This is a genomic window from Pseudomonas edaphica (genome assembly GCF_005863185.1).
Taxonomy (GTDB): Bacteria; Pseudomonadota; Gammaproteobacteria; order Pseudomonadales; family Pseudomonadaceae; genus Aquipseudomonas; species Aquipseudomonas edaphica.
On sequence record NZ_VBVZ01000024.1, the window covers coordinates 1 to 22,358 of the forward strand.

21 protein-coding genes are annotated in these 22,358 nt (G+C 62.3%); 7 read left to right on the forward strand and 14 right to left on the reverse strand.

From position 1 onward, the window contains the following. Positions 1 to 375: 375 nt before the first annotated feature. On the reverse strand, positions 376 to 1,443 hold the full coding sequence (locus FEM54_RS02910) for an NAD(P)-dependent alcohol dehydrogenase (protein WP_138449414.1): 1,068 nt from the start codon (positions 1,441 to 1,443) through the stop codon (positions 376 to 378). A gap of 173 nt (positions 1,444 to 1,616) precedes the next feature. Between FEM54_RS02910 and FEM54_RS02915 the strand changes: the two genes are divergently transcribed. Beyond that, complete coding sequence (locus FEM54_RS02915) at positions 1,617 to 2,615, forward strand: NAD(P)H-quinone oxidoreductase (RefSeq protein ID WP_138449416.1); 999 nt, start codon at positions 1,617 to 1,619, stop codon at positions 2,613 to 2,615. A gap of 266 nt (positions 2,616 to 2,881) precedes the next feature. Here the strand turns inward: FEM54_RS02915 and FEM54_RS02920 are convergent, their stop codons facing one another. From FEM54_RS02920 to FEM54_RS02930, 3 genes are all read right to left on the reverse strand, one after another. Beyond that, positions 2,882 to 4,006, reverse strand: a complete 1,125-nt coding sequence (locus FEM54_RS02920; protein WP_138449418.1) for an alkene reductase — start codon at positions 4,004 to 4,006, stop codon at positions 2,882 to 2,884. A 79-nt stretch (positions 4,007 to 4,085) separates the two neighbouring features. Next, positions 4,086 to 4,763 (reverse strand): type 1 glutamine amidotransferase domain-containing protein, encoded by a 678-nt coding sequence (locus tag FEM54_RS02925; RefSeq protein ID WP_017134590.1) that lies wholly within the window; start codon positions 4,761 to 4,763, stop codon positions 4,086 to 4,088. Further along, complete coding sequence (locus FEM54_RS02930) at positions 4,760 to 5,368, reverse strand: TetR/AcrR family transcriptional regulator (protein WP_138449420.1); 609 nt, start codon at positions 5,366 to 5,368, stop codon at positions 4,760 to 4,762. Before FEM54_RS02930 ends, FEM54_RS02925 begins: the two co-directional genes overlap by 4 nt. A gap of 185 nt (positions 5,369 to 5,553) precedes the next feature. Between FEM54_RS02930 and FEM54_RS02935 the strand changes: the two genes are divergently transcribed. After that, positions 5,554 to 6,498 carry a GlxA family transcriptional regulator gene (locus tag FEM54_RS02935; protein WP_138449421.1) on the forward strand — a complete coding sequence of 315 codons (945 nt, stop codon included), beginning with the start codon at positions 5,554 to 5,556 and terminating at the stop codon, positions 6,496 to 6,498. Here FEM54_RS02935 and FEM54_RS02940 read toward each other — a convergent pair. Further along, positions 6,476 to 6,982, reverse strand: a complete 507-nt coding sequence (locus FEM54_RS02940; protein WP_099549190.1) for a GNAT family N-acetyltransferase — start codon at positions 6,980 to 6,982, stop codon at positions 6,476 to 6,478. The two genes, FEM54_RS02935 and FEM54_RS02940, sit on opposite strands and share 23 nt — an antisense overlap. Before the next feature lie 179 nt (positions 6,983 to 7,161). Between FEM54_RS02940 and FEM54_RS02945 the strand changes: the two genes are divergently transcribed. After that, positions 7,162 to 8,034 (forward strand): undecaprenyl-diphosphate phosphatase, encoded by an 873-nt coding sequence (locus tag FEM54_RS02945; RefSeq protein WP_099549168.1) that lies wholly within the window; start codon positions 7,162 to 7,164, stop codon positions 8,032 to 8,034. On the opposite strand, the gene FEM54_RS02950 is transcribed toward FEM54_RS02945, so the two are convergent. The 5 genes from FEM54_RS02950 to FEM54_RS02970 are packed head-to-tail and all read right to left on the reverse strand — an operon-like array spanning position 8,031 to position 12,511. Continuing rightward, complete coding sequence (locus FEM54_RS02950; RefSeq protein ID WP_138449424.1) at positions 8,031 to 8,993, reverse strand: Dyp-type peroxidase; 963 nt, start codon at positions 8,991 to 8,993, stop codon at positions 8,031 to 8,033. The genes FEM54_RS02945 and FEM54_RS02950 overlap by 4 nt on opposite strands. Before the next feature lie 50 nt (positions 8,994 to 9,043). Continuing rightward, positions 9,044 to 9,862 carry a sugar phosphate isomerase/epimerase family protein gene (locus FEM54_RS02955; protein WP_138449426.1) on the reverse strand — a complete coding sequence of 273 codons (819 nt, stop codon included), beginning with the start codon at positions 9,860 to 9,862 and terminating at the stop codon, positions 9,044 to 9,046. A 1-nt stretch (position 9,863) separates the two neighbouring features. Continuing rightward, positions 9,864 to 11,063, reverse strand: a complete 1,200-nt coding sequence (locus FEM54_RS02960; RefSeq protein WP_138449428.1) for an NAD(P)/FAD-dependent oxidoreductase — start codon at positions 11,061 to 11,063, stop codon at positions 9,864 to 9,866. A 2-nt stretch (positions 11,064 to 11,065) separates the two neighbouring features. After that, positions 11,066 to 11,386 carry a MocE family 2Fe-2S type ferredoxin gene (locus FEM54_RS02965; RefSeq protein WP_017134582.1) on the reverse strand — a complete coding sequence of 107 codons (321 nt, stop codon included), beginning with the start codon at positions 11,384 to 11,386 and terminating at the stop codon, positions 11,066 to 11,068. A 30-nt stretch (positions 11,387 to 11,416) separates the two neighbouring features. Then, on the reverse strand, positions 11,417 to 12,511 hold the full coding sequence (locus FEM54_RS02970; RefSeq protein ID WP_138449429.1) for a fatty acid desaturase family protein: 1,095 nt from the start codon (positions 12,509 to 12,511) through the stop codon (positions 11,417 to 11,419). A 161-nt stretch (positions 12,512 to 12,672) separates the two neighbouring features. Between FEM54_RS02970 and FEM54_RS02980 the strand changes: the two genes are divergently transcribed. Beyond that, entirely contained in the window at positions 12,673 to 13,722 is a 1,050-nt protein-coding gene (locus FEM54_RS02980) for a LacI family DNA-binding transcriptional regulator (RefSeq protein WP_099549164.1), read from the forward strand. Between the two features lie 131 nt (positions 13,723 to 13,853). Here the strand turns inward: FEM54_RS02980 and FEM54_RS02985 are convergent, their stop codons facing one another. Next, positions 13,854 to 15,836, reverse strand: a complete 1,983-nt coding sequence (locus FEM54_RS02985) for a sigma-54 interaction domain-containing protein (protein WP_138449433.1) — start codon at positions 15,834 to 15,836, stop codon at positions 13,854 to 13,856. A 184-nt stretch (positions 15,837 to 16,020) separates the two neighbouring features. Between FEM54_RS02985 and FEM54_RS02990 the strand changes: the two genes are divergently transcribed. From FEM54_RS02990 to FEM54_RS03000, 3 genes are read left to right on the forward strand one after another with little or no spacing between them, the layout of a single operon-like run. After that, the gene (locus FEM54_RS02990; protein ID WP_138449435.1) at positions 16,021 to 17,040 is read left to right on the forward strand and encodes a Gfo/Idh/MocA family oxidoreductase; all 1,020 of its coding nucleotides are present in this window, start codon (positions 16,021 to 16,023) and stop codon (positions 17,038 to 17,040) included. Next, complete coding sequence (locus FEM54_RS02995) at positions 17,037 to 17,816, forward strand: TIM barrel protein (RefSeq protein ID WP_138449436.1); 780 nt, start codon at positions 17,037 to 17,039, stop codon at positions 17,814 to 17,816. The genes FEM54_RS02990 and FEM54_RS02995 overlap by 4 nt, the downstream gene beginning before the upstream one ends. A 19-nt stretch (positions 17,817 to 17,835) precedes the next feature. Next, complete coding sequence (locus FEM54_RS03000; RefSeq protein WP_056861869.1) at positions 17,836 to 18,762, forward strand: sugar ABC transporter substrate-binding protein; 927 nt, start codon at positions 17,836 to 17,838, stop codon at positions 18,760 to 18,762. 323 nt (positions 18,763 to 19,085) lie between these two features. On the opposite strand, the gene yghU is transcribed toward FEM54_RS03000, so the two are convergent. The 3 genes from yghU to FEM54_RS03015 all read right to left on the reverse strand — a co-directional run. After that, positions 19,086 to 19,922 (reverse strand): glutathione-dependent disulfide-bond oxidoreductase, encoded by an 837-nt coding sequence (gene yghU, locus FEM54_RS03005; protein WP_138449438.1) that lies wholly within the window; start codon positions 19,920 to 19,922, stop codon positions 19,086 to 19,088. Between the two features lie 2 nt (positions 19,923 to 19,924). Further along, on the reverse strand, positions 19,925 to 21,370 hold the full coding sequence (locus tag FEM54_RS03010; RefSeq protein ID WP_138449440.1) for an efflux transporter outer membrane subunit: 1,446 nt from the start codon (positions 21,368 to 21,370) through the stop codon (positions 19,925 to 19,927). Further along, a partial coding sequence (locus FEM54_RS03015; RefSeq protein ID WP_138449441.1) for an efflux RND transporter periplasmic adaptor subunit occupies positions 21,363 to 22,358 on the reverse strand: 996 nt, incomplete at its 5' end. The genes FEM54_RS03010 and FEM54_RS03015, both read right to left, overlap by 8 nt.

Below are 22,358 nucleotides of genomic sequence, written 5' to 3' on the forward strand. Positions count from 1 at the left end.
AGGCCACCGTGCGGTAGAACCTGATCTTGATTTTGATCTGAGGCGCCCCGTTAACCACGATGGCCGAACGCAGGCTTGAATCCGTGGGTAACCCGGCAGGACGCCGGGTTAGCCGCGCTGGGCCAAGGATGGCCCATCGCGGCGGCCCACGGATTCAAGCCGGATTGCGGGCATGCCGAGCCTAAGCGAGGCACCGAGTGGTGGGGCACAGACCTTTTGGTTACTTTTGGGGCGTTTGCCAAAAGTGACCCGCTGTAAGAGCGGAACCCTACTCAGCCGTGACCGCAGCAACGGATATGTACTCCGACAAACCGCCACAGCAAGCAAGCCAGCTCCCACACAAAAGCAACGCTCAGTGCTGAATGAAGGCACGCTTTACGCCGCGTGACTTTCCTTCTTCAAGCTCTGCATATCAATCACAAACCGGTATTTCACATCGCCCTTGAGCATCCGCTCGTAGGCTTCATTGATGCCCTGGATATCAATCATCTCAATGTCCGAGACAATCTTGTGCTTGGCACAAAAGTCCAGCATCTCCTGGGTTTCCTGGATACCGCCGATCAGCGAACCGGCCAGGCTGCGGCGTTTGAAGATCAGGTTGAACACCGCCGGTGACGGGTGCGGGCTGTCGGGTACGCCGACCAGGGTCATGGTGCCGTCGCGCTTGAGCAGGCTGATAAATGCGTCAAGGTTGTGCGGCGCAGCCACGGTATTGAGGATAAAGTCCAGGCTGTTGGCGACCTTGGCCATTTCGTCCGGGTTCTTCGACACCACCACCTGATCGGCGCCCAGCCGCAAACCGTCTTCGCGCTTGTTCGGTGAGGTGGTAAACAGCGTTACGTGAGCGCCCATGGCGTGGGCGATTTTCACCGCCATATGGCCCAGACCACCGAGGCCGACCACCCCGACTTTCTTGCCCGGCCCAACCTTCCAATGGTGCAGCGGCGAATAGGTGGTGATCCCGGCACAGAGCAACGGCGCCACGGCCGCCAGGTTGGCATCGCCGTGCGAGATGCGCAGCACGAACTTCTCCTTGACCACGATGTTGTCCGAGTAACCGCCGAAGGTGTTTTCACCCCCAAACATCGGGCCGTTATAAGTGCCGGTAAAGCCATTCTCGCAGTATTGCTCCTCGCCCTCGGCGCAGGAAGCGCACGCCTGGCAGCTGTCGACCATGCAGCCGACACCGGCCAGGTCGCCGACTTTGAATTTTTTGACATTGGCGCCTACCGCCGTCACACGACCGACAATCTCATGGCCAGGCACCGACGGATAAAGCGTGTTGTGCCACTCGTTGCGCACGGTGTGCAGGTCGGAGTGGCACACGCCGCAGTAAAGAATATCGATCTGTACATCATCCGCCCCTGGCGCACGCCGCTCGAAGGTGAAAGGCTTGAGTGAGTCCTTGGAATCCCGCGCGGCGTAGCTATAAGTCTTGGCCATTTGGTTCACCTGTTGATCTGACGGTAGAGGTCAGTGGACCAGCATAGACGCTGAACCGTTCAACCGAGTTCGTACACCACCGCCCTTCGTCCGGTTTCGCGGTTTTTTGCGCTGAACCGCTGACCGACCGCCACGGTCCCAATCCACACGTTCATCGTTACAGGAAGGCTCACATGACACTGCCCAAAGAAATGACCCTGATTGAAATCACCACGCCTGGTGGCCCTGAAGTCCTGCAACCGCGTCGCGCAGACGTACCGGTAGCCGGCCCCGGCGAAATTCTGATCCGCGTGCATGCCGCCGGGGTGAACCGTCCCGATGCCCTGCAACGCGCCGGCAAGTACCCGATGAAACCCGGCATGAGCCCGATACCGGGCCTGGAAGTGGCCGGCGAAGTGGTTGCGCTGGGCGATGGCGTCAGTGAATACAGCCTGGGCGACAAGGTCTGTGCCCTGACCAATGGTGGCGGCTATGCACAGTTCTGCGCCGTACCCGCCAGCCAGGCCCTGCCGATTCCTGAAGGCATGGATTGGATTCAAGCCGCTGCCGTGCCAGAAACCTTTTTCACTGTCTGGGCCAACCTGTTCGGCCTGGGTGGCGCGCACACAGGCCAACGCGCCTTGATCCACGGCGGCACCAGTGGCATCGGCACCACCGCGCTGATGCTCTGCCAGGAGTTCGGCATCCAGGCGTTCGCCACCGCCGGCAGCGCCGACAAATGCGCGGCAATTGCCAAACTGGGCGCCGAGCCGATCAATTACCGCGAGCAGGACTTTGCCGAGGTCATCGCCAAGAAGACCGGCGACCAGGGCGTCGATGTGATCCTCGACATCATGGGAGCCTCCTACCTGAACAACAACCTCAAGGCCCTGGGCATGGACGGGCACTTGGTGATGCTGGGCTTCCTCGGCGGCGGCAAAGCCAATGACGTCGACCTGCTGACGATCCTCGGCAAACGCGCAGTCATCACCGGCTCGCTGTTGCGCGCTCGCACCAAGGACGAGAAAGCCGCAATCGCTGAGCAACTGCGCGAATACATATGGCCGGTGCTGTCCGCCGGGCGCTGCCTGCCGATCATCGACAAAGTGTACGCATACACCGACGCCGCCCAGGCCCATGCGCGCATGGAAGGTGGCGACCATATCGGCAAGATCGTGTTGCAAGTGAAGTAATCGAGCCCCGGCGAAGCGGCGGCACAGGCGACATATAAGTTGCCTGACCCACCGCTTTCGCAGCCTCGCTAAAGCTCGGGAGCTCCCACAGGGGATCAGCTGTGTTGGTTCGATTTCAGTTCGCAAGGCCATCGCGGCAAGCGCAGATCCCCCCAGCAACAAAGCTCAACTGTGGGAGCTGTCGAGCCCCGGCGAGGCTGCGAAGACGGCGGCACAGGCGAAACATTAACCACCTGAACCACCGCCATCGCAGCGGCTTGGCACACTTACCCGGCGTACACCGGGTAATCGGTATAGCCCAGCTCAGAGCCGCCATACATGCCCTCAGCCCGCAGCGGGTTCAATGGCCAGCCGTTGAAAAGCCGCTGTGGCAAGTCCGGGTTGGCGATGAACGGGCGACCGAATGCGATCAGGTCTGCCAGCCCCGCCTCCAGCAGCTTTGCACCACGCTCAGCGGTGTAGCGCCCGGCGTAGATGATCCGTCCGCTGAAGGTGTTGCGCACCGCCTGGCGGAAGGTTTCCGGCAGGTCAGGCGCGTTGTCCCAGTCGGCTTCGGCGATGGACACATAGGCAATGCCGGACGCCTCCAGCACCTTGATCGCCTCGATATAGGTGTGATGCGGGTCTTCCTCCACCAGGCCGATATACACGCGGTCCTGATCAGTGCCGCTGAACAACGGCGAAAAACGCACGCCAAGACGCTCCGGCCCAACCACGGCCGTCACTGCTTCAACGATCTCGCGCAAAAAGCGCAGGCGATTGTGCAACGAGCCGCCGTATTCGTCGTCGCGCTGGTTGGCGTGAGCCGAAATGAACTGGTTGACCAGGTAACCATTGGCGGCATGGATTTCCACGCCATCGAACCCGGCGTCCAAGGCATTGCGCGCAGCCTGTGCGTAATGCCCAACCAACTCCTCAATCTCCAGCACGCTCAATGCACGCGGCACCGGCGGCTGTTTCAATTCGCCCACGCCGGGGCCGGTTTCGATAAAGGCTTTCGCCTGCTCCGCCCTCAATGCAGAGGGCGCGACCGGTGCCAACCCTTCTGGCTGCAGGGCGTTATGGGACACACGGCCAACATGCCAGAGCTGGGCGAAAATCACCCCGCCATCGGCATGCACCGCCTCGGTGACTTTGCGCCAGCCGTCGATCTGCGCGGGCGTGTAGATACCCGGCGTCCACGCATAGCCCTGGCCGCGAGGTTCGATCTGCGTGCCTTCACTGACCATGAACCCGGCGCTGGCGCGCTGGCGGTAATACTCGGCCATCAGGTCGGTGGCGACATCACCCGGTTGCGCACTGCGTTGACGGGTCAAGGGCGGCAGCACAACCCGGTTATTGAGGCTGTGATGCCCCAGTTTTACCGGGGTATTTAGAACACGCATGGTCATGAGTAAAAGTCCAAATTCAGGGCGAACAAAAGCATTGGCGGCTCTTGAGAGCCGCCAATGCCTACAACGGTTAGTTAATTTAAGCGGTGAGTTTCAGCAGGGCCTTGGCCACATCGCTGGAGCTGGCAGGGTTCTGCCCGGTCACCAGCAAACCATCTTCAAGCACAAAGGATTGCCAGTCGGCGCCCTTCTCATACAGGCCACCGAGCGCCTTGAAATCATCTTCAATCAAAAACGGCACCACATCGGTCAGGCCCACGGCGGCTTCTTCGGAATTGGAGAAGCCCGTCACACGACGGCCTTTCACCAACGGCTCGCCGTTGACCGCCTTGACGTGACGTAGCGTGCCCGGCGCATGGCAGACAAACCCGATCGGCTTACCGGCGCGCTCAAAGGCTTCGATCAGCGCGATCGACGCTTGCGATTCGGCCAGGTCCCACAATGGCCCATGACCACCTGGGTAAAACACCGTGTCGAAGTCGGCAGCATTCACCGAGTCCAGCTTGACCGTGTTGGCCAGGGCCTGCTGCGCGGCCGAATCGGCGGCAAAGCGGCGGGTATCGTCGGTTTGCGCATCCGGCTGGTCACTTACCGGGTCCAGCGGTGGCTGACCACCGGCCGGCGATGCCAGCACCAGTTCGGCACCGGCGTCCTTGAAGGTGTAATACGGAGCGGCAAATTCTTCGAGCCAGAAGCCGGTTTTACGACCGGTATCGCCCAGCTGGTCGTGAGAGGTCAGTACCATTAATACTTTCATTTTCCAGTGCCTCGATCGATGGGTTGCAGTAGATGTTGTGTGAGTAGCAGCGCCTCATCAAACGGCGCGGATGTTCGGGTGATCTTGCTCATGACGCTGGTCCCCAACCACAACGCATACAGGCGCCGGGCCAGGCTTTCGGGGTGTGGCTGTGCCTGCAGCGAGCCGTCTTCAATGCCGTGCTGCAAGGCCTGGGCAAGCAATTCAATGGCGCGTGCAGTGCCGCGCTGCAGGGCCAGACGCATCGGCTCTGAAAGGTCTGACACCTCGGCACCGAGTTTGACGGCAAGGCATTTGCCCGTGTCGGTGCAGCCGGTCTGGTTGTCGACCCAGGATTGCCAATAGCGCATCAACTTGGCAAAACCTGACAGCTCAGGCTGATTGAACAACTGCTGCATGCCGTTGACGTAGTGGTCGAAGTAACTGTCGAGCAACACCACGCCGAACGCATCCTTGGAGTTGAAGTAGTGATAGAACGAGCCTTTGGGTACTTCGGCGGCTTGCAGTATTTCGTTCAAGCCCACCGCAGAAAATCCTTTACGGCCGACAATCACTTGCGCCGTGTCAAGAATCGCCTGCCGGGTACTTTTAGTTTCGTTGTTCATCACGCTTCCCGTCCGATTAGACCAGTCGTCTAGTTCGTTGAGGGGATGTTAGGCGCCACGCACACCTTCAACAATGTCAGATGCGCAAGGATTCCGGACATGCCACAAAGCCGGTTGCCGTTTACCCGACACCCGCCGACAATCGCCACTCCCGTGCCCTGGCCCGCGTTTTTTGGAGAACAATGATGCACAGCGTTGCGCTGATGGTTTACCCGAACTTTCAATCCCTGAGCCTTAGCCTGGGCTCGGTATTTGAATGCGCGAACCTGCTGCGCGGCGAACCGGCCTATGAGTTTCACCTGGTGTCGGAAAGCGGCGGTGCCGTGATGACCTCCCAAGGCTTTTCGGTGAACACTACGCCGATCCGCGCGCAGGGCTATGACACGCTGATCGTCAGCGGCTATCTGGAATTTCGCTTGCCGGAAGCCAACCTGCTCGAGCTGGTCAAGGCCGCCTCCGCCCAATCACGGCGTGTGGCCTCATTGTGCATGGGCATCTTCGTGTTGGCCGAAGCCGGCTTGCTCGAGGGCAAGCGCACCACCACCCACTGGATCCACGCGCCCGCCTTTCGCAAGCGCTACCCGCACATCCAGCTTGAGGAAGACAAACTGTTCGTGGTCGACGGCCAGATCTGGACCGGCGCCGGCATGAGTGCCGGCGTCGACCTGGCACTGGCCATGGTCGAGGCTGACCTGGGCAGCGACCTGGCCCGGCGCATCGCCCGCAAACTGGTGATCGCCCAACGCCGCGGCAGTGAGCAGTCGCAATTGTCAGCCCTGCTGGAACTGGACCCCAAATCCGACCGCGTGCAGCTGGCCCTGGCCTATGCCCGCGAAAACCTGACCCACGACCTCTCGGTCGAAGCCCTGGCCGAGGTTGCCCGCCTGAGCCCGCGCCAGTTCAGTCGGGTGTTTCGCGAAGAAACCGGGCAAACGCCGGCCAAGGCCATCGAATCACTGCGCGTGGAAGCGGCCCGGGCAATGATGGAAACCAGCCGTCACCCGGTCGAAGTGGTGGCCCGTGAAACCGGCTTTGGTGACCGCGAACGCATGCGCCAGGCGTTTCTGCGTGCCTTCGGGCAACCGCCACAGGCCATGCAACAGGCCTTTAATGCAGGACCGCCCGCGTAATCAGGTAACTCACCAACTGCGGGTCATCCTCAAGCTCCAGGGTCTGCACCGGGCGCGGCAAATCATCCAGCACCGCACGCCAGAACGCCTGGGACACTTCATCCTGGTCATAGAAACGCACCAGCCAATCGGCCTGGCCGCTGCTCAACACCTGGGTGGCGATGGCACGCCCAATGCCTTTGCGGCGGTAGCGCTTGAGAATGAACAGGTCGGCCAGTTCCAGGGCGTCGATGCCTGGCAGTTCGCTGCCTTCAATCAGCAGGAAGCCGGCGATATAACCGTCCACCAGCAGCAGGTTGGCGCTCCATTGCGGGTCGTGCCAGTAACGGGTCAGGTGCTCATCGTGGATGTAGAAGCGGCCATCCGCCTCGACATCTTCCTGTTCCCAGTCCGAAGACTCATAGGCGTAATACTGGTAAAGGTTGCGGATCAACTCGGACGCTTCGGGGCCAGTCTGGATCAGTTCAACGGTGGTTTCAGGCATGGGGCTCTCGGTGACAAAACGCAGGGCGCCATTGTTCACAAAACACGCGCGCAGGCCAATACATTGCATAACCTTTCTGTTTGCTGAACCGATTGCGGATTTGCCCCGTCCAACCGAAATTCCTGAAACATTTAGAATAAACTTCGTCAGCTTCGACCTTTTCCTCAAGGACCTCTATTTTGACCAACGTCTGTTCCGCCGGCCTGGATGTGGGCTTTGCCTCCCTGGATTACCTGCAGATTTTCATCCTGGGTGTGATCCAGGGCATTACCGAGCTGCTGCCGGTGTCGTCCACCGCCCACATGCGTGTGGTGCCCGCCCTGCTCGGCTGGCAAGACCCCGGCTCGGCGTTTTCGGCGGCGATGCAGTTGGCGGCGCTGGCGGCGGTGGTCAGTTATTTCTGGCGCGATGTGCGCCAGGTCACCACGGGCAGCATCGGTGCGGTACGCCGGGGCGACTACAACGACCCGTGGTTCAAGCTGGCGGTGGCGATTGTGCTGGCGACCATCCCCATCGGCATTGCCGGCCTGGCCTTGTCCTCGACCCTCAACAGCTGCAACTCGCCGTTGCGCGGCCTGATGGTGATCGGGATTTCCTGTGTGGTGATGGCGGTACTGCTGGCGGTGGCCGAAGTGCGCGCACGTCACACCCGGGACATGGGCCAGATGCGCCTGCGCGATGCACTGATTGTCGGGGTTGCGCAAATTGGCGCGCTGATTCCCGGCGTATCGCGCTCGGGCTCGACGCTGACCGCTGCGCTGTTCCTCAACTTCAAGCGTGAGGAAGCGGCGCGTTTTTCATTCCTGCTGGGCCTGCCCGCCATCGCGCTGGCCGGTTTGAAAGAGCTGTGGGTGCTGCTGCACGCCGACATGCCCGCCCACGCCTGGCCGCATTTGCTCTTCGGCCTGGTGGTGGCAAGTATCTCGGCGTTCTTCGCGATCTGGGGCCTGATGAAGTTCCTGGAGCGGTTCTCCACCTGGCCGTTTGTGATTTATCGCGCGCTGCTGGGAGTCTTCTTGATTGTGGCGGTCAGCACCGGGTTGCTCAGTTAAGACCCCGGTTGACGGTCGGCCAGCTCTTCAAGCAAATCGGCCGAAGGCACAAAAAACAGGCCGCCGGTCACGGCGGTACTGAAGTCCAGCAAGCGGTCGTAGTTGCCGACCGGGCGGCCGACGAACATGTTTTCCAGCATCAACTCCAAGGGCTGCGGCGAGCGCGCGTAGCCGATAAAGTAGGTGCCGAACTCGCCGGCGCCTGGGCGGCCAAAGGGCATGTTGTCGCGCAGGATTTTTACTTCTTCGCCGTTTTCGTCGGTGATCACGGTCAGGGCGCTGTGGGAGTTGCTCGGTTTGGTCTCTTCATCCAGCTCGATGTCGGCCAGTTTGGTACGCCCGATCACTTTCTCCTGCGCTTCCACCGTCAGCTCGTTCCAGGCGCTCATGTTGTGCAGGTACTTCTGCACCAGCACGTAGCTGCCGCCTTCAAATTCCGCGTCTTCATCGCCGACGATGGTAAAGCCGACGGCCTTGCGCCCCACCGGGTTCTCGGTGCCGTCGACAAAACCGATGATGCTGCGCATATCGAAGTAACGGAAACCCTGGACCTCATCCACCACCTTGACGCTGTCGCCCAGGGCTACCATCAACTGCGTGGCCAATTCGAAGCACAGGTCCATCTGCTCGGCGCGGATATGCAGCAGGATATCGCCGGGCGTCGACGGCGCCATGCGCCCTGGCACGCCGAACTCGCGAAACGGGTGCAAGGCCGCCGGGCGTGGCCCGCCGAACAGCCGGCTCCAGGCATCCGAGCCGAACCCGCAGACGCAGGTCAGGTTGCCCGCCGGCACGCGCTTGCCCACCGAACGCACCAGCCCGGCGATATCGCCGCACCAGGCGCGCACCTGGTCTTCACTGCCGGGAGCGACGGTTGCAACCATGAAGATCGCGCTGCTGGTGATGGGATGGCAGACGGACTGCGGCTCAAGAGGTGGCTGAACAGGGCAAGTCTTCATGATGAAAGTCCACAGGCTAAGGGCGGTTTTAACCCGCGCAGATTAGCAGATCATCGCTGGCAGCTCTCCCACACCTGGCGAATCAGGGTCTTCAGCTTCAGCGCCTCGGCCCAGCGGTCGCTGATTTCACCGCCGTTTGCATCCGTGATTGCATAGGGCGGCGGGCCCAGCTCACAGGTGAACGACAGGCTATTGGGCGCATCGGGCCGGGCCAGCCAGTCTTCAATCCCGTAGCGCCACCAACCGGTAAAGCGTTCTACCCAGGCCTGGTGTTGGGGGAAATCCACAGAGACCTGCACCTGTTCACTGCTGGCCACTCGCCCGTGAAAGCCCCAGCTGTGGCGCAATATCGTGCGTATCTGCTCGTCGTCCTGGAACGCGCCCGGTTCCGGTAACTCCCGGCCGACGACGTAATGGGACAGGTCGGCGAGCAGTTTCAGGTCGGGCATCTGTGCGAGCAGGTCGAGGGTGAACAGCAGGTCGTTGGTAAGGCGGTAGCGATGGGTTTCCAGCAGGATCGGAAAGTCCACCTGTTCGGCCAGGCGCTGCCAGCCTTCGACCAGCCGGGCCGCCTCGGCCAGCGTGCGCGGGCGCACATCGGCCTGCAGGGTGAGGTGGTGGCAGCCGTAGCGGCTGATCACATCCAGCGCGGCGGCCAGGTCATCCACCGATTGCGGGAACAGTTGGCCTTCGATCTGCAAGCCCCTGGCGCTGGCGGCAGCGTGCAGGCGCGCGACCTCGGCGGGTTTCCAGTAATGATCGGTGATGCCGTCGAAGCCGGCGGCGGCGATGCGATCGAGCCGGGCTTCCAGCGGCCCCGGTTCGGTCTGCATGGCCCAGAGGGATTGGAACACCAGCAATTGGTGCATATCAGCCTCGCAGCACGTGTTTAAGGGAAACGTCCGGGTTGGCCAGGTCGGCCGTATTGAGTGCAATGCGCGCGCTGATCAAGCGTTCGCACAGCTTGATGTCCTTGGCCACGCCATTGCCGAGCGCCCAGCCGCAAGCGCCTTGCAAATGCCCGTCGGTATCCAGGTGGAACAACAGCAAACCACCGCCCGGCAGTGCGCGGCTGACCGTCAGCGGGGTCATCACGCCAACGGTCTGCAAGCCCCAGTCGTACTGGTCGGACCAAAAACCCGGCATGGCCTCGAACGGCAACTCACGCCCCAACATATTCAGCGCAGCATGGCGACCTTGGGCTTCGGCATTGCGCCAGGTTTCCTGGCGTTGATACAGGCCTCCCAGGCGAAACTCACACACATCGCCCGCCGCATAAATGTTCGGCGCACTGGTGCGCAGTTGCGCATCGACGCGAATGCCCTGCCCTACTTCCAGCCCCGCTGCTGCAGCCAGTTCGAGATTGGGTTGCATGCCAATGCCGACCACCACCCGATCACACGGCAAGCGCTGCCCATCGACCAGTTGCACCGCGTCGGCGTCGATGGATTCGAGTGCCACATTCAAGCGCACCTCAACGCCTTGCTGGCGGTGCAAATCCAGCAGCGCTTCGCTGATCACCGGCGGCAACACCCGGCCCGCCAAGCGTGGGCCTGCTTCAAGCACCGTGACCTGGCAGCCCAGGCCGCGCGCGGTCGCCGCCACTTCCAGGCCGATAAAACCACCGCCGACCACCACCAGCCGCGTGCCGGGGCGCAAGGCGTCGCGCAGGGCCAGCGCCTCATCATGGGTGCGCAGGTAAAGCACGCTCGCCTGCTCCACAGGCCAGCGTCGCGCCCGGCCGCCAGTGGCCAGCAGCAAACCGGCAAAGTCCAGCCATTGGCCGTCAGCCAGTTGCAGCCGGTGCTGGTGCGGCTCCAGGCGCGTAACCGGGTTGCCGGCGATATGTTCGATGCCCAGCGCGGCCATGCGCTGGCTGTCGCACAGGCTGCAACCCGCCAGGTCCGTACTGCCTTGCAGCAAGCCCTTGGATAACGGCGGGCGCTCGTAGGGCAAGTGCGGTTCATCGCCGATCAGGATCAGGCGCCCGGTGTAGCCTTCTTCGCGCAAGGTCAGCGCCGCACGGCCACCGGCATGGCCTGCGCCGACGATGATCAAGGGTGCGTTCATGCTCACGCCGTCACGGCGAGCAGAACCCGCCCCGCTTCGACCCGCACCGGGTAGGTTTTGAGGTTGACGCACACCGGCGCGCCGAGGGCCTTGCCGGAGCGGTAATCGAAGCGCCCGTTGTGTTTGGGGCACTCGATCACGTGGTCCATCACCAGGCCGTCGGCCAGGTGGATTTTCTCGTGGGTGCACAGGCCGGCAGTGGCAAAAAACTCATTCTCGGCCGAGCGGTACACCGCGTAGGTGTGCGGCCCATGGTCGAAGCGCAGCACGTCTTCTTCGTCTATTTCGCCCACGGCGCAGACGTCGATCCATTGATCGTTCATGGCGTTTTCTCTTATTGGATGGGGTGAAACTCAGCCAGCAGTGGCTTCGGCATTTAACGGGGCATGGGCAGTGGGTTCTGTGCGATGGCGCACGGGGCGCTGCACGAAATAGCTCGGATCGCTGCGCTGCTTCCAGATCGTCGGCAGGATTTCCTTGTACGCCTCAAGAATATTCGCGTACGGCGGCGGGCAGTCGCTGCGGATCTCTTCGTGCAGTTGCGCCAACGCGTGGTACGGCACCATCGGGTACATGTGGTGTTCGAGGTGGTAGTTCATGTCCATGTAGATAAAGCGCAACACGCGATTCATGTAGATGGTGCGGCAGTTGCTGCGATGGTCCAGCACATCCTCGGCCAGGCCCACATGCTGGGTGAGGCCGAACAGGTAGCCGAGCCAGGCGCCATACAGGCTCGGCAGGCCGACCAGCATCAGTGGCAGCCAGCTGTGCAGGTACAACGCGGTGCCGATCACCAGCGCATAAATGCCGACCCAGATCCGCGCAGCGCGGAACACCTTGGGCCATTCGGACTCGGGGATGAAGTCCTGTTCCTGGGCGCTCATCTTGCCGATCGCATGGCGCGCCACGCCGCTGAAAGTTTTCCAGGCCAATGGCAGGTTGAACAGGCTCAGACACATCATCAACAAACTTGGCGGGCGCGGCTCGACGATTTCCGGGTCACGCCCGACCACGATGGTGTCGGTGTGGTGCCGCGCATGGCTCCAGCGCCACACATGCGGCTCGAAAATGCACATGAAACTCGCCACCTGGTACAACCCATCATTCATCCAGCGGGTCTTGAAAGCGGTGCCGTGGCCGGTCTCATGCCAACGCGGGTTGGACGCGGTGCCGTAGAGCACGCCGTAAGCCAAAAAGAATGGCACGCACGCCCACGAGCCCCAGAACCAGTAGCCGCCAAACCCCGTAACCAGCAGCGCCGACACCCACAGGGCTGTGTCGAGCAACGCCGGGCCGTCGCGGCGCTGCATCAGTTCTTTCATGCGTTTACGCGAGATCGGCGATTGATACCAACTGGCCGAGACCAGGCCCTTTTCAGCGGCGCGGGCAGCTTCAGGGCCGGTGAGGCTGTAGTCGCGCCGAGCGCGGTGAGGCGTGTGTTCAGGCATTGTTATTGTTCTCCGCAAGCGTTGGGTAACAGGTGCTTTGCGAACCAACCATAGAGCGCGGATAAATCCGCCTCAAGGCCTTGAATCCATTCCCTATCAAGCTATCATCCAGGCCCAGCGAGGCTTGATAGTTTTCTATCAAGACGCTTGAGAGGCCTGTCATGAATAATAATAAACGCCCGACCATCGCCACTGTCGCCGCCCAGGCAGGCTTGAGTGTGGCCACCGTCGACCGCGTACTCAACGCCCGTGCGCCGGTGAATCCGCAGACCGCCGAGCAAGTATTCCAGGCCGCCGAAGCCGTGGGTTATTTTGCCGCACGGCTGATCGGCCAACGCATTCGTGAGCGGCGCCCCACCTACCGTTTCGGCATCCTGCTGCTGGGCACCGCCCAAGCGTTTTACGCCAACCTGGCGCAGTCGATCAGCACGGCCGCGCAGCAGCACGCTACAGCCAACCTGACCTGCCAGTTCGACTACATTCTCGACCGCACGCCCAGTGCCATCGCTACGCAAATCGAGCAACTGGCGGTGCAATGCGACGCGCTCGCCGTCGTCAGCTTCGCCCACCCGTTGATCAACGCCACACTGGCGCAGGTTCGCGAAGCCGGCGTGCCGGTGGTCGCGTTGCTGTCGGATATCCACGAACAAGCCTTGGAGCCGTATGTGGGCCAGGATAACCACGTGGTCGGGCGCACCATGGGCTGGCTGCTGGCGCGCACCTGCGGCGCACGCAAAGGCAGCGTCGGCATCCTGTTGGGCGGCCATCGTTTTCTCGGCCACCAGGCGCGGGTTGAAGGCTTGCACAGTTACCTGGCCGAGCATGCGCCGGGGCTCAAGCCGCTGGAACCGCTGATCAACCTGGACAACAGCGACATCACTGAAGAAGCCACCCTCGACCTGCTCACCCGCCACACCGATTTGCGCGGCCTGTGCGTGGTGGGCGGCGGCGGTGACGGCGTGATCAATGCCCTGGCGCAGCTGCCCAAACGGCCGGCGCTGTGCTGCATTTTGCAGGAGTCCACCGCGTTGTCGCGTGAGGCGCTGAGCCGGGGTTTGATTGATGTGGTGATGGACTCACAGCCTCGGCAGACGGCGACCGCGCTGATCGAATTACTGGTGGAGTTGCAGGCCGCCGAGGCCTTCGATCCACTGCGGCACAGAGTGCATATCCCACCGCAGATCGTGACCTCGGAGAACCTGTCCAACTGATACACAACGATCAAAAAACTGTGGGAGCTGGCTTGCCTGCGATAGCGGTGGGTCAGTTACACATTTATCAACTGACACTGCGCAATCGCAGGCAAGCCAGCTCCCACCTTTGACCGGGTTTTGCTTGAGGATTACGGCACGCGAAAATCCCCGGCGCTCAACCCGAACCGGCTCATCTTGTTGTACAGCCCGCCTCGCGACACGTTCAACTGCCGCGCAGCCAGACGGATATTGCCGCCGGCTGCGGTAAGCGCGGCGACGATAGCGTGCCGCTCATGGCTGCTCAGGTCCTGCGCGGGCTGAGGTTCGTAAGGGCGCAAGGCGGCACGCTGCTGGGTTTCAAGTGGCAGATCGGCAGCCTGGATCAACTCACCCATCGCCAGGTTGGTTGCCCGCTCAATGCTGTTTTCCAGCTCACGCACGTTGCCGGGCCAGCCGTAGGCCGAGAGCAACTCCAATGCATCCGGCGAAAAACCCTGAACCGCTTTGCGCATCGAACGGGCGCACCGATTGAGGAAATGCCGCGCCAGCAGCGGGATATCGTCACGGCGCATGCGCAACGGCGGTACGGTCAGGTTCAAGACATTGAGGCGGTAGTAAAGGTCTTCACGAAACGCGCCCTCCGCCACCGCCTGGCTGAGGTTGCGATGGGTGGCGGCGATAATGCGCACATTCACTTGGCGGGAGTTTTTTGCGCCGACGCGGGTAACTTCACCTTCCTGCAATACCCGCAGCAAACTGACCTGGGCGTCGAATGCCATGTCGCCAATCTCATCGAGGAAAATCGTGCCGCCATCGGCCAGTTCAAACTTGCCCGCCGAACCGCCACGGGTGGAGCCGGTGAATGCGCCCTCGACATGCCCGAACAGTTCGCTTTGCACCAGGTCCCGTGGAATCGCACCGCAATTGACTGCCACAAACTGGCCTTTATGCCGCTCGCTCCCATTGTGAATCGCCTGGGCAAACAGCTCCTTGCCGGTGCCGCTTTCGCCGAGAATCAAGGTGGTGGAATCGCTGCGGCTGGCGATACGCCCCAAGTGCAACGCGTCCTGGATCGCTCGCGAATTACCCTGGATGATTTCAAAGGTATAGCTGGCCTGGGTACCGATAATGCGCCGGGTAATTTCGCGAATACGCCGGCTTTCGCGCAGCGACACAATCACCCCGCCCTGCTCCAGCGGGCATACCGACACCAGGCACGCCAGTTGGCTGCGGTCGTGCAAGTGGAAGGTGCAGTCAAGGTCACGCACGCCCTCGCCGGCCCGCAGCAACATGGCATCGCTCAGCTCACTGCGGCCCAGGCGCTGGAACGGGCTGCCGAGCAGTTCCAGGCCGACGCGGAATAATTGCCGGGCGTAGCGATTGAGCGCCTTGATGCAGCCGCGCTCATCGAGCACCACCAAGCCTTCGTTGAGCACCTCGAGCACCGTCTGCTGTTCCTCCAGCAGCGCTTGCAACGCCATCTGCCGCGCCACCGCCTCGGCGGCCGCTTGCACGGTGCCCAGGGTGTGGAAGTGAAACCAGCCGGGCTCGGCAGTGAGCGTCAGCATGGCCAGGGTCTGGCCCTGGGCATTCTTGATCGGCGCGGCGGCACAATGCATGCGGCGTTCACGCAGGCCACGGCCAAAATTCTCCTCGGCCAGCACGTACACCAGGCGGTCTTCGGCCAGGGCCAGGCCGGTGCAGTTGGTGCCCTGTACCGATTCCAGCAGGCGGCTGCCGATGGGCGTGATATCCAGCCCGCAAAAATACAGAGTGGTGCCTTCAGCGTCGGTGAGGTTGATATGCCCGCGCGGGTTGTAGGCCAGCAAACCGCGCATGACCTGCGCCGCCGCCGCGATCAGCACGCGGTGGGCCGCCAGGGTGGCCGCCAGCGCGTCGGCGGCGACAAAACGGTACTGGCTGTCATCCGGGCTGATACCCGCCTCGACACTGCGCCGCCATGAATCCCAAATCACCTGCCGAACGGCGGCCGGGCGTTCGACCACGCCCGCCAGACACGCCCGCCATGCCTGTTCCAGCGCGGGAATCGGGCCGTCGTTCAGCGAAGCCGGCCCCAGGGCCGTGAGGTAGTCGAGGTCTTGCACGCTGAAAGCCATGGGAGCGGAGGTCATTGCTGCAGTCCATGTTCATGTTTTTGACATGTCAGTATAGGCATGTCATCAGAATGAACACTTTTTGTTTATGGAATTTTATAATCTTTTAAATATCAACAGCTTAAATATTGGCACAGTGCTTGCTCCTACCCCATAGCCGCTGACAAATGTCCTGCGGCCAACAATAAAAAGGGGTCATTGCATGAGTACACAAAACATCCGCCTGGGTTTGATCGGTGCCGGTCGCATGGGCAGTTTCCACGGGCTGACGGCCGCCCGACACCTCCCCGGCGCCTGCCTCGCCGCCATCGCCGACCCCACGCCCGGCCAGGCCGCACGCCTGGCGGCGGAGCTGGGCGTGAACAAGTTCTACACCGACCCACAGCAGTTGCTCGACGACCCGGATATCGATGGTGTTCTTATCGCCGCCCCTGCACGCAGCCACGCCGAACTGGTGATCAGCGCTGCCCGCGCAGGCAAGGGCATCTTCTGCGAAAAACCCATGGCCATCACCCTCGATGAAGCCGACCGCGCCATCGCCGCTGCTGCCGATGCCCGTGTACCGCTGCAAGTCGGTTTCAACCGGCGCTTTGCCAAGAGCTTTCGCACCGCACACCTCGATGTGGCGGCCGGGCGTATTGGTACGCCACAATTGCTGCGTTCGCTGACCCGCGACCCGGCGCTCAACAACCCCGCCAACTCGCCACAGTGGGTGATCTTCCTCGAAACCCTGATCCACGACTTCGACACCCTGCGCTACCTCAACCCGGGCGCCGAGGCGGTGCAGGTCTACGTGATGGCCGATGCGCTGATTGCACCGCAATACAAAAGCAAAGGCTTCCTCGACACCGCCGTGGTCACGATTCGCTTCGACAATGGCGCCATCGCCACCGCCGAAGCCAACTTCCAGGCGGTCTACGGCTACGACGTGCGCGGCGAAGTGTTCGGCAGCGCAGGCATGCTGAGCATGGGCAGCCTCAACGAATCTGACTTGGTGCGCTACCTGGCCCAAGGGATCCAGGCCGACACCCAGCGCATGGACACCGACCTGCTGCGCGACGCCTACATTGCCGAGCTCAACCACTTCGTCGAGTGCCTGCGCACCGGCGCCAAGCCTCTGGCCAGCGGCGAAGACGCACGGGCGGCCCTGGCGATTGCCCGCGCCTGCATCGAGTCGTTCGAAACCGGCAAGGCCGTAACCGTGCCAGGAGCCGGCCGATGATGCCGTTTAAACTGGCGGTCAGCGCCGAGATGGTGTTTCTCGACCTGCCCTTTATCGAACGCGTAAAGCGCATTCATGCCCTGGGTTTCAGCGCCGAAATCTGGAGCTGGACCCACAAGGACATCGGCGCACTGGCCGCCACCGGCGCCGACTTCACCTCCATGACCGGCTACATCAGCGGCACCCTCACCGACCCCGACGGCATCCGCCAATTGCTCGACAGTGCCCGCGAGTCCCTGGGTGTCGCCGCACGCCTGAACTGCCCCAGCCTCAACCTGCACGGCACCGGCCTGGGTGACGGTGGCCTGCCGGTGCAGCCGGTGGCCCAGACCACCGGGCGCATGTGGCTGAGCGCGTGCAAGACCCTGGAAAAAATCGCGCGCCTGGGCGAAGACGCCGGCCGCGTGTTTCTGCTGGAAAACCTCAACACCGACGTCGACCACCCCGGCGTGCCGTTTGCCCGTGCCGACGACACTCTGGCACTGATCGAAGCCGTCGGCAGCCCGCACCTGAAGATGAACCTGGACCTGTACCACGCACAAATCGGCGAGGGCAACCTGATCGAACTGATCCAGCGCGCAGGCAGCGCCATCGGTGAAATCCAGGTGGCCGACGTGCCAGGACGCAAGGAGCCCGGCACCGGCGAGATTCACTACCCGGCCATCGCCAAGGCGCTGCACGCCATCGGCTACAGCGGCGTGGTCGGCCTCGAAGGCTGGGCCAGCGGCGACAGTGAGTTGGCGCTGCAACGTTTTCGCCAAGCCTTCACCCTATAACAAAAAAAGGAACCGCCTCATGCCTCGTTACGCATTGATCGTCGCTGCTTTTTTACTGCTGTTCAGCCAATGGACCTTCGCCGCCTACCGCATCGGCGTGAGCATCGCCCGGGTTGACGATAACTTCATGACCTACGTGCGCACCGGCCTGGAAGCTGCCGCCAAACAGCAGGATGTGCAGATCCAGTTCGAAGACGCCCAGGGCGACGTGGTCCGCCAGCTCAATCAGGTCGAAGGCTTTCTGAACCAGAAAGTCGACGCGGTGATCGTGCTGCCGGTGGACACCGCCGCCACCGCCAACATGACCCGCGCCGCCGTGGCCGCGAAGACGCCGCTGGTGTACGTCAACCGCCACCCGGACGAACGCACGCTGCCCAAAGGCGTGGTCACGGTGGCCTCCAACGACATCGAAGCCGGGCAATTGCAGATGCGCTACCTGGCGGAAAAACTCGGCGGCAAAGGCAATGTGGCGATCATCATGGGCGACCTCGCGCAGAACGCCACCCATGACCGCACCGAAGGCGCCAGGCAAGTGCTCAAAGACTTTCCGGGAATCAAGGTGGTCGAGCAGCAAAGCGCCGAATGGCAACGTAGCAAAGGCATGGACCTGACCAGCAATTGGCTGCTGGCCGGCACACAGTTCGACGCCATTGTGGCCAACAACGATGAAATGGCGATTGGCGCGGCCATGGCGTTGCAACAGGCAGGCAAGGCCAAGGGTGAAATCGCGATTATCGGTATCGACGGCTTGCCCGATGGCCTGGCGGCGATCAAGCGCGGCATGCTCACCGCCTCGGTGTTCCAGGACCCCAAGGCACAGGCCACACAGGCCGTGGAGTCGGCGATTCGGATGATCAAGGGCGAGCCAATTGAATCGGAAGTGTGGGTGCCGTTTGAGTTGATCAAGCCGGAACAGGTGGCGGTGTTTGAGCAGCGCTACAAATAAAAGTCGGGTGCCCTCAACTGTGGGAGCGGGCTTGCCCGCGTTAGCGGAGTGTCAGTCACCCATTTTATAACTGGCCCACCGCAATCGCAGGCAAGCCAGCTCCCACAGTTTGATCGAGTTTCAGTCCAAAATCGGTGTATTTCAACCGCCTCGGCCAGCGCAACGTGTGGGTGCAGTTCGAGCAGCGCTACAAATAGTTTGGAAGAATATGGAGGTCCAAATGTGGGAGCGGGCTTGCCCGCGATAGCGGTGGGTCAGTTGCAAATTTATCGACTGACACTCCGTCATCGCAGGCAAGCCAGCTCCCACAATTTGCCCGGGTTTCAGTCCAGATCGGTGGCGTCGTGGCGCTCAGCCAGTTGCTCCTCAGGTGCCCCGGACACCCGATTCACCCGCCGCCCACGCTGCACCGCCGGACGTGCTTCAATCGCCTCGGCCCAGCGCAGCACGTGCTTGTACTCGTGCACCGACAAAAACTCCGCTGACGCGCCGTACAAACGGCCTTTGACCAAGCCGCCATACCACGGCCAGATCGCAATATCGGCAATGGTGTACTCATCGCCGGCAATGTACTCACTCACCGCCAGGCGCTGGTCGAGCACGTCCAGTTGACGCTTGGTTTCCATGGCGAAGCGATTGATCGGGTATTCCATCTTGCTCGGCGCATAGGCGTAAAAATGCCCGAAGCCGCCGCCCAGGTACGGCGCGCTGCCCATCTGCCAGAACAGCCACGACAAACACTCAGCCCGCGCAGCAGGCTCGGTGGGGAAGAATGCGCCAAACTTCTCGGCCAGGTAGTGCAGGATCGCACCCGACTCGAATACGCGAATCGGCGTGTCACCACTGTGGTCCATCAACGCCGGGATCTTGGAGTTGGGGTTGACTGCCACAAAGCCGCTGCCGAACTGGTCGCCATCGCCGATCTTGATCAGCCACGCGTCATATTCCGCGCCGCTGTGCCCCAGGGCCAGCAGCTCTTCGAGCAGGATGGTGACCTTCTGCCCATTCGGCGTGGCCAGGGAATACAGCTGCAACGGGTGTTTGCCGACCGGCAGTGCTTTGTCATGGGTCGCACCGGCAATGGGCCGGTTGATGCTGGCGAAAGTGCCGCCACTTTCGGTGTCCCAGGTCCACACCTTCGGGGGTAGGTAGTCGGTCATGCTCACTTCTCCTTGATTTGAGTACTGTTCGATGCAGCCAGTTGGGCCACGTTCCATCCGCCGCCCAGCGCCTTGATCAGGCCCACATTAGCGCTTAATTGCTGGGTTTGCAGTTGCAGGACACTGCGCTTGGCTTCCAGCGCAGCCACTTGGGCGGTGACCACATCCAGATAGGCCACGGCGCCCTGGCGATAACGCGAGGTCGACAGGTCTTCGGCGTATTGTGCGGCAGCGGCAGCGTCACGCTGGTCATCCAGGGCGCTGCCCAGGCCCGCAATCTGCGACAGGTTGTCTTCCACTTGCTCGAAAGCGCCCAGCACTACGCCACGGTATTTGGCCGCGGCTTCGTCAGTGGCGGCCTTGGCAATATCCACCTGGGCCTGGCGCGCGCCGCCATCAAAGATTGTGCCGACCAGCGACGGGCCGATGGCCCAGAACAGGTTGGGTGCGCTGAGCAAACGGGCAAACTCGTCACTCTGATAGCCGCCCTGGGCGCTCAAGGTGATCTGCGGGAACCATGCGGCCTTGGCCACGCCGATCCGCGCATTGGCCGACGCGATGCGACGCTCGGCAGCGGCAATATCCGGGCGGCGTTGCAGCAGGCTCGACGGCACGCCCGTGGGCACGTTGGGCAATGCAATCGGCGCCACATTCACGGCGACGGTATAGGTTGAGGCGGACTCCCCCAGCATCGCCGCAATCGAATGCTCCAACACCGCCCGTTGCACCAGGCTCTGGTTCAATTGCGACTTGACCGTCGACAGCTGCGTGCGCGCCCGCGCCACGTCCAGCCCGGACACGATCCCGCCGCCGTGCAAGCCCTCGGTCAGGCTAAGGGCTTTGGTGTAGGCGTCGCGGGTCTGTTCCAGCAGTTGGTTCTGCCAGTCGATACCGCGCAGGCGGATGTAACTGTCAGCCAATTGCGCTTGCAGGCTCAGGCGTACCGACGCCAGGTCGGCCCTGGCCGCCTCCGAGTCACTGGTGCCGGCCGCAACCGTGTCGCGCACGCGGCCCCACAGGTCGACTTCATAATCCACCTCCAGGCCCAATGTCGCGGAGTTATAGACGTCCGGCGAGGTGGCCGAGCGCAGCGGTTTGGTGTCCGACTGGCGAATACGCTGGCCGCTGCCGATGGCCGAGAGCTTGGGGAACAGCCCCGAACGGTCCTGGGCCAGGAACCCCTGGGATTGCTGGTAATGCGCGAATGCCGCGCTCAGGCCCGGGTTGTTTTTCAGCAACTGCTGCTGCATCGCATCCAGCTGCGGGTCGTTGTAGATACGCCACCAGCCGTCTCGGTTGGCCTGGTCGTCGGGCGCGCCGACGGTCCATGGGCCTTGGGTGTGAAACTGCGCGGCGACAGGTGTTTGCGGCACTTCAAGCGGCGGCGCCAACGAGCAGGCACCCAGGCTCAAGCTGACGAGCAGGCCCAGCAAGTTGCGCTTAGCCATGGGGTTTGGCCTCGACGGAAGCGGCAGCCAATTGCACCGAATCATCATCGGCCAGGCCATCCGGCGGCGTATCGATCACGCGGTCGGCCGCTTGCAGGCCGCTGGCGATCTCCACACTGTCGCCAAAGTCACGGGCGATGGTGACGGTCTTGAAGTGCACATGGTCCTGGCTGTCGAGGGTGGCGACGCGCATACCTTTGTCATCGAACACCAGGGCACTGGACGGTACGCGCAGCACGTCTGCCTGAACCGGCAAATCAAACTGCACGCTGGTGTAGCCACCGGGCAGCAGGCGGCCGCCGGGGTTGTCCACCAGCAGTTGCACCAAGGTGCTGCCGGACGCGGCGTTGACCGCATCGGCGGTGGCGATCACCTTGCCGGTGAAGGTTTCGCCGCGATACTCCGGCACGCTCAGGCGCGCCGTGGTGCCTTCGCGAATCTGTGGCGAGAAAGTCTGCGGCACTTGCACATACACACGCAGGCGGCTGACGTCGGCCACCGCAAACAGCTCTTTGCCGGCGGTGCCGCCAGCGCTGATCAACGCGCCCACGTCGGTACTGCGCGCGGTGACCACACCGGCAAACGGCGCGACCAGATGCTGGAAGCCCTTGGTCGCCACCAACTGCTCGACATTGGCTTTGGCCGCCGTCACTTTGGCCTGCTTGGCGGTCAGGTCGCCGGTGCGCTCGTCGACGTCCTGGCGCGACACCGAGTCGGTCGCGAGCATCGCTTGCCAGCGCTTGGCGGTGGTGTCGGCCAGGTGTTCATCGGCCTGGGCCGAAGCCAAAGTGGCGCGAGCTTGCAGCAGTTGCTGGTCGAGTTCCGGGGTGTCGATTTCGGCCAATACCTGGCCGGCTTTGACGCGCGTGCCGATGTCGACATTCCAGGATTTCAGGTAGCCATTGACCCGGGCAAAAATCGACGCGCGCGAATAAGCCTCCATGCGCCCCGGCAAGTTGAGTACCGGGCCTTGCGCTTGCACCACCGG